This is a genomic window from Enterorhabdus sp. P55, assembly GCF_009911695.1.
In the GTDB taxonomy this organism is placed as follows: Bacteria; Actinomycetota; Coriobacteriia; order Coriobacteriales; family Eggerthellaceae; genus Enterorhabdus.
On record NZ_QWKK01000102.1, the window covers coordinates 1 to 7588 of the forward strand.

Sequence of the window (7588 nt, forward strand, 5' to 3'; positions counted from 1 at the left end):
TGGCGGCCGCGCCGCCGGCTGCGTCGCCTGGGCGCGGCGGCCGGCGCCTCCGGGGTCGACCTCGCGGCCGGGCGCTCACGCCCCTGCGCGTGGCGGCAGCCGCCTACTTCGCCCTGGTGGCCTTCCTGGCCGTGGGCTACATCCTCGTGCCGGCCCTCCAGACCGCGGGCGTGTCCCTCGACGGGCGGGGGCTGGCGGGCCTTTCCGTCTACGGGGACTTCCTCGCCAATCCTGTGAACCAGACGGCGGTGCTCAACACGCTTGCCGTGGGCGCTGCCTCCACCCTCACCTGCGGCGTCGTCGGCACGGCGCTCGCCGTCTACGTGCGCTTCTTCTGCCGGCGCCACCGCCGCCTCGTCCAGATCCTGCTCATGAGCCCCGTCATGATCCCCGGGGTGGTCATCGTGGTGGCGTTCATGCAGCTCTACGGCGAGAGCGGAATGGTCACCCGCGTCCTCGGGGCGCTCTTGGGCGCCGAGGGGCCCGTGCTCGGCTTCGGTGGCTTCGGGGGCATCGTCTTCGTCATCACCTACACCCAGTACGTGTACTTCTACCTGAACGTCTACACGGCGCTTCAGTACGTGGACGCGAGCGTGGTGGAGTCGGTGCGCAGCCTGGGCGGCGGTCTGGGGCGCGTGGTACGCGACGCGGTGCTGCCCGTGGTGCGGCCGGCCGTCATCGTGTCGGCCATGACCACGTTCGTGTCGGCCGTGGGGTCGTACTCGGCGCCGGCGCTCATCGGCGGCACCTACCGGGTGCTCTCGACGCAGATCGTGATGGCGAAGGCGAACTACGATATGGTGCTGGCCTCGGTGGAGGTGATGGTGCTTCTGGCCATCGGCGTGGCGGCCACGGCGCTCTGCTCGGGGCTGGCCCGGCGCTACCGGGCAGCGGCGGGCGCGCGGGCGGTCTACTGGCGCCCGGATGTGGGGCGCAGCCGGGTGGCGCGCGGGCTGTTCACCGCGTTTGCCGCCGTGCAGCTCGTGGTGGTGCTGCTGCCGGTGGCGGTCATCTTCTACCTGTCGTTCATGTCCACCCAGTCCATCATGACCGAGGTGTTCCCCACTGGGGCCACCCTGGGCAACTACGAGGCCGTCTTCACCAACCCGCGCACCTTCCGCCCCCTGGGCAACAGCCTGATGATGGCGCTTCTAGCCGTGGGGGCGGGCCTGGTGCTGACGGTGCCCGTGGCCTACGCCACCCGCAAGGGGAAGAGCCTGCCCGGGGCGCTGCTCGAGGGGCTGCTCATGCTGCCGTGGTGCATGCCGGCTAGCGTCATCGCCATCGACCTCATCAACGTGTTCAGCGCGCCGTCGGTGTTCTCGCTGGGGCGGCCGCTCATCGGCACCTTCGAGATCCTGCCGGTAGCCTACGCCGTGATGGCGCTGCCGCTCCTGCTCAGCTCGTCGCGTGTGGCCGTCGGCGGCGTGCGCGAGAACGCCGAGGAGGCGGCGCGCAGCCTGGGCGCTGGCCCTGCGCGCACCTTCGCGTCGGTGGTGCTGCCCGCCATCGTGCCCGGCGTGCTGGCCGGCGCCATTCTGGCGTTCGTGCGCACCATGGGCGAGTACACCATGTCCGCCCTGCTCTACGGCGTGCACAACCGGCCCATCGCCGTGAGCATCGTCACCACCATGCAGGAGTACCACATCGGCGTGTCCATGGCCTATGGCGCGCTCGTCATCGCGCTGTGCTGCGCGTTGCTGTTCGCCATCCTGCGCCTCGATGCCGCCCGCCTCGGCATCGACGAGGCTCCGCGACGGCGGGGCTGACTCAGGAGGGGGGCTGGCCTTGGAGAGGCCGGCCCCCGGAGCGGCATGCAGGGGCACTTCAGCTATTTCGTCGCAGACACATGATTTCATTTTCTCTATTTCGTCGCAAAACCATCTTTTCATTCTTCGGATTTCGTCGCATACTAGGCAAATCACTTTGCTGTTTTCGTCGCAGGAGCGCCTTGTACCGGGGTTGACCCGCACGGAGGCTGCCAGCGGGAGGGGAGTCGCCATGCTCAGACGATCCGCCTATGAGCGCCTCGAGCGCTGGAGGGCTCAGCCCGGACGTCGCGCGCTGCTCATCGACGGGGCGCGCCAGGTGGGCAAGACCTACCTCGTGCGCGCGTTCGCCCGCGCCCACTACGACCTGCTCGTCGAGATCAACTTCATCGACCAGCCCGAGGCCAAGGCCATCTTCGAGGGCAGCCTGAACGCCGCCACCGTCATCCCGCTGCTGTCTGCCTTCGCCGGCCGTCCGCTCGAGCCGGGCCGCACCCTTGTGTTCCTCGACGAGATCCAGGCCTGTCCGCGGGCGCGCACGGCCATCAAGTTCCTCGTGGACGACGGGCGCTTCGACTACATCGAGTCCGGCTCGCTTCTGGGCGTGAGCTACTGCGAGCCGCCCTCGCTGCCCGTGGGCTATGAGTCGGTGCTGCGCCTCTATCCGCTCACCTTCGAGGAGTTCTGCTGGGCGCTTGACGTGCAGCCGGAGGTACTCGACCTGGCGCGGGAATGCTTCGAGCGCCAGTGCGTGGTGCCTGAGCCCGTCCACGGCCGCCTCATGCGCCTGTTCTCCTACTACCTGGCCATCGGCGGCATGCCCGCCGTGGTGGCCCGCTTCGCCGAGACGCGCGACGTGGCGCGGGCCCTGGAGGTCCAGCAGGACATCCTGGCCCTCTACCGGATGGACATCGCACGCTACGCCCGCAACAAGGCCCACGTGCGCGCCATCTTCGATGCCATCCCCGCCGAGCTCGACAAGCAGAACAAGCGCTTCCGCTTGTCCGACCTGGCCAAGAGCGCGCGCACCGAGCGCTACGAGAGCGACTTCATCTGGCTGGCCGACGCCGGCGTGGGGCTGCCCTGCTTCAACGTGTCCGAGTTGGTGGCGCCTTTGCGGCTCAACGTCAAGCACAGCATGTTCAAGCTGTTCCTGTGCGACACGGGGCTGCTCACGGCCCAGCTCGCCGACGGCGTGCAGTTCAAGATTCTCCAGGGGCAGCTGGATGTGAACTGGGGCGCGGTGCTTGAGAACGCGTTCGCGCAGATGCTCACGGCCAACGGCTTCGATGCGCTCTACTACGAGCGCGCCAAGCATGGCGAGATCGACTTCGTGGTGCAGAAGGGCGGAAAGGTGATCCCCATCGAGGCGAAGTCGGGGCGCATCTTCCGCGCCCACGCGTCGCTCGACAGCGTGCTGCGCGTGCGGGAGTGGGGCTTGGATCTGGCCTATGTGTTCTGCCGCGAGAACGTGGCGGTGGAGGTGAAGCTGCCCGACGGCCGCGACGATCCGGCCACCATCGCGTACCTGCCCTGGTACATGATGGCGTTCGTCAAGCCCGAGGGGCTGCCCGAGTCGCTCGTCGTGGAGCTGTAGGGGGGGCGTGGGACCGGCGTCAGGGGGCTTGCGATGCGCCGGCGCCTGGCCTGGGGCCGGCGCAACCGGCTGCCGACCGTCGGCGCGTCGCCTCGGGCGCGTCCCGGGCGGCGCCGTCCGGTTTGGGGCGCGCTGCGGCTGGCTGCCACTCCTGGGCGTGCCGGCGCCTCCGCCGCGCGTTTGTGGAATTCGACGTTTTGCGCGTTGACAAACCTGCGGCGTTGCGCCATCATATCGATTTGCGCCAAGGCGCATGACCCGTGGGGATGTAGCTCAGCTGGGAGAGCATCACGTTCGCAACGTGGGGGTCGTGGGTTCGAATCCCATCATCTCCACCACGGTAACTCGGACGGGGCCGGATCACACGATCCGGCCCCGCTTTTTATGCGCGCGATCCTTAGGAGCGCAACCCGAAGCGCTTGCGCAGGATGGCGTGGCCGCCTGCCGGGCGCAGGTTCGCTAGCGCGTGGTCGCGGAAGAGCGCACCGGGGTTCGAAAGGGCCCGGTTGAGGGCGGTGACTCCGCGGCGCCGGCGCGCGGCCCGGATTCTACTCGGCGCTGGGGGAGGGCGCTGCTCGCTGGGGCCCGTCGCCGGCATCGAACGTCCTGCGCTCGGTGCGCCACCAACCGCTGCCGTCGACGGCGGCGCCTGGGCGGGCGGCTCGGGCAGCGGCCGGCTTGCGATCGGGCCAGGCTGATCGGCTCCGTCGCGTCTGCGTCGGGCTTGCGGCGCCCTCTCGGGCACCCCGCGCCATCGGTCGCGGTGCAGCTTGCGCGCCTCAATTGGCCAAAATCGACGACCTGACGACGACGGCTGTCCGGTTTCGCCCCGCTTTCTGCCTGCGCGGGCATGCCGTTCGACGGCGACCTGGGTAAACTCGGCGCCATGCGCGTGCGGAGGGTTGCCGTGGGGGCTCGGGCTGTCGTCAGGTCGTCGGTTTTGGCCACTTTGCGGCTCGCGGCTGCGCGGCGGCGGGATGCCGGGCGCCGTGGGGCGGCAGGTCGTCCTATAATGGGATGCCAACGTCGCCTGGGCGGCCGGCGCCTGCGGGCGACGGCGCGTTGTCCGGCGACATCGCGACGAGAAAGGGGCGCGGGATGCGCATCGGGTTCATCGGGCTGGGAAACATGGCGACGGCCATCATCGGCGGGCTGCTGGCCCAGGGAATCGTCGAGCCGGGCGACATCGTCGGGTCGGCCAAGACCGCGGCCACGCGCGAGCGTCGCGCGGCGGAGCTCGGCATCGCGGTCACCGCCGACAACGTCGAGGTGGCGCGCCAAGCCGACGTGCTGGTGCTGGCTGTGAAGCCGGTGTTCTTCCCTGAGGTCGTCGCCGAGGTGCGCGGTGCGGTGGACGACGGCACGCTTGTCGTGAGCATCGCCGCGGGGCTCACCCTCGAGGGCATCGAGGGCCTCTTCGGCAAGCCGGTGCGCCTCATTCGCTGCATGCCGAACACGCCGGCGCTCGTGGGGGAGGGCTGCACCGCTGTCTGCCCTGGGCCGCGCGCCACGGCTGAGGACGAGGCGCTCGTCCTGCGGCTCATGGGCGCCTGCGGGGCGGCCTCGGTCATCCCCGAGCGCCTGATGGACGCGGCCAGCGCCGTGGCCGGCAGCTCGCCGGCCTTCGTGTTCATGTTCATCGAGGCCTTGGCCGACGGCGCCGTGGCTGCGGGGATGCCGCGTGCACAGGCCGTCGAGTTCGCGGCCCAGGCGGTTGCCGGCAGCGCGCGCCTCCTGCTCGAGACGGGGCGTCACCCCGGCGAGCTCAAAGACATGGTGTGCTCTCCAGGCGGCACCACCATCGAGGGCGTCGCCGCCCTCGAGGCCGGTGCCTTCCGGGCCGCCGTCATGGAGGCCGTCGCCGCCTGCGTGGAGAAGGCCCAGCGGCTCTAGGCCGTCGAGCCCGCTAGCGGCTTTCTGGCCAAAAACACCGCGTTTTCCGCGCTTGGCGGGGGCATCCTTCGCGGTCTTCACAGCTATTTCCGGCAGAGAATAACCTTGACCTGGTAAGACGGAGACGATGATTGCTGGCGCTTTCCCGCGCAGCGCCTCAGTTGCGTAAACCACGGTGTTTTTGGCCAGAAACCTCGAAATCGGCGAAACTCCGGCCCCACGGATGCCGCCCTGCAAAAGCGGCGGCGACTCCGATGGCTCGGCGGCTCCGCCCGGAGCCGCCCCTCCGCCAACCCCCCCTGAAAGGCCGTCCCCACCCGCTCCTCTTCGAGAGGACCGCTCGCCCCCTCCGTCAGCACTGCGGACGGGCCGTCCCCCCCCCATTCGGCCGCTCCTGCCGGGCTGAGGAAGATTCCGGCCAAAACCACCCCGGTTTACGCGGATCCCCGGATTCTCAAGGCCTCCGCTTTCGATTATTCCCAACTGGCTATCAACTTGACCGGGGAAGAGCGAGCCTCCCCTTCCCCCACGGCGGCCAGGGGACGACAAGATCTGCGTAAACCAAGGGAGTTTTGGCCAGGAACCCCCTCGACGGCCGTCGCCTGACGCCTGGTGCCCCACCACGCCCCCAACGGGCTAGTCGCCGAACCAGGCGCGGGCCAGCGCGCGCACGCCGGGCTCGATGTCGCCCTCGGGAATGGCCGAGAACCCCACGAGCACGCATCCCTCCGGCGCGTTCGCGGTATTCGCCCAGTAGCGCTTCGTGCCGTAGACCGCCACGCCCTCGCGCTCGGCCGCCTCGATCAGCTCGTCCTGGCTGCGGCCGCCGGGCACGTTCACCAGCAGGTGCAGCCCCGTGCCGTTCTCCAGTATCTTCACCCGGTCTCCCAGCGCGGCGCGCAAGGAGCCGGTGAGCGCCTCGTACTTGCGCCGGTTGCGCACCTGGGCCCGTTGCAGGTGGCGGTTCCACCCGTCGTGCATGAATCGACCGAGCACCGCCTGGTTGAGCCAGGGTACCTCGGCGTAGGACCTCCCGAACGTCGCGCGCCACTGCTCTAGCAGCCGGGGCGGCAGCACCAGGTAGTTCATGCGCAGGGCGGGGGAGAGCGACTTAGAGAAGGTGCCCATGTACACCACGCGCCCCTCGAGGTCGATGTTGGCCAACGGCAGCAGGGCGCGCTCGCGGTAGCGGAAGTCGCGGCAGTAGTCGTCCTCCAGGATGTAGGCGTCGTGGTCGCGGGCCCAGGCGAGCAGGCGCTCGCGCAGGTCGACCGGCATCACCTGGCAGGTGGGGAACTGGCTCGACGGCGTCACGTAGACCAGGTGGGCCCCGCTGGCGTCCAGGTCGGCGAGGAAGCGCTCGTAGCCCCGGCCGATGCGGCAGGGGGCCACGGCCACGCGGGCCCGCTCTATGGCCGACCGCACCCCGTCGTAGCCCGGCTCCTCCATGGCCACCACGGTGTCGCCGGGGAAGAGGGCCAGCAGGTTCTGGACGCTGCTGTGGGTGCCGCCCTGGATCACCACCTGCTCGGAGGTGCAGTGAAGCCCGCGCTGGGTGTTGAGCCGCCAGGCTATCTCGCCGCGCAGCTCCTCCTCGCCCAGCGGGTCGTTGTAGGCGTCGCAGCCCACGTTCTCCACCGAGAGCAGGATGTCGTCGGTGATGGCGCGCCAGGCCGCGGCGGGGAAGCTGCCCGGCTCCAGGTCGCCGTAGGTGAAGTCGTAGCGGATGCGGCGCGCCGGCGCGGCATCGGGGGCGGGGCGCCGAGGCGCGTCCATCTCCAGGAACGACACGTCCTGGACCACGTAGCCCGAGCCGGGGCGGCTGGCCACGAGGCCCTCGCTCGTCAGCAGGTGGTAGGCGGTCTCCACGGTGTTGTGGGAGCAGCCCAGGTCGTCGGCAAGGCCGCGGATGGAGGGGAGCTTGCTGCCCATGGGGTAGGAGCCGTCCTCGATGCCGTCGTGGATCTTCTGGTAGATCTGCTGGTAGATGGGCACGTCGCTGTGCTGATCGATGAGCATGTCCGCCTCACCGCCTTCGCTGGTAGGGGCCTGCCGCGGGCCCGGGCGAGCGGCGACGGCGCCGACCGTCCTCCTCCGCCTGAGCCAACTGTCCCTGTGATTTTACCGTTCTCTGTCCCTTCCGGGCAAAACCGATGCTTCTCTATCATCCAGTACCATGGAGAGCCAGCGACAGTCGAAGGGGGGGCCGTGGCTCGAATCGGCACCATAGCCGCCGCCTGCGCCGCCGGACTGGTGGCGCTCGCCGCCGCCTGGGAGGGGACGCGCCCCGCCCTGGGGCTGCTGCGGCCGCCCGGCGCCGGCGCGCCCG

At 69.9% G+C, this 7588-nt stretch carries 4 protein-coding genes and 1 tRNA gene; 4 read left to right on the top strand and 1 reads right to left on the bottom strand.

The genetic code is table 11. From position 1 onward, the window contains the following. The 4 genes from D1643_RS08945 to proC all read left to right on the top strand — a co-directional run. Positions 1-1769 (top strand): iron ABC transporter permease (locus D1643_RS08945; protein ID WP_236643503.1); only part of this gene is annotated, 1769 nt, incomplete at its 5' end. 232 nt (positions 1770-2001) lie between these two features. Next, positions 2002-3366, top strand: coding sequence for an ATP-binding protein (locus tag D1643_RS08950; protein WP_160710294.1), 1365 nt, complete (start codon positions 2002-2004; stop codon positions 3364-3366). A gap of 262 nt (positions 3367-3628) precedes the next feature. After that, positions 3629-3704, top strand: a tRNA-Ala gene (locus D1643_RS08955). A 760-nt stretch (positions 3705-4464) separates the two neighbouring features. Further along, positions 4465-5259, top strand: coding sequence for a pyrroline-5-carboxylate reductase (gene proC, locus D1643_RS08960; RefSeq protein WP_160710295.1), 795 nt, complete (start codon positions 4465-4467; stop codon positions 5257-5259). A gap of 636 nt (positions 5260-5895) precedes the next feature. Here the strand turns inward: proC and D1643_RS08965 are convergent. Beyond that, positions 5896-7278, bottom strand: coding sequence for a PLP-dependent aminotransferase family protein (locus D1643_RS08965; protein ID WP_160710296.1), 1383 nt, complete (start codon positions 7276-7278; stop codon positions 5896-5898). Positions 7279-7588: the final 310 nt, after the last annotated feature.

What these genes read in the sequence shown, in the direction of transcription:
- D1643_RS08950 (WP_160710294.1), top strand. Translation starts at nt 2,002, where the DNA reads ATGCTCAGACGATCCGCCTATGAGCGCCTCGAGCGCTGGAGGGCTCAG.
- proC (WP_160710295.1), top strand. Translation starts at nt 4,465, where the DNA reads ATGCGCATCGGGTTCATCGGGCTGGGAAACATGGCGACGGCCATCATC.
- D1643_RS08965 (WP_160710296.1), bottom strand. Translation starts at nt 7,278, where the DNA reads ATGCTCATCGATCAGCACAGCGACGTGCCCATCTACCAGCAGATCTAC.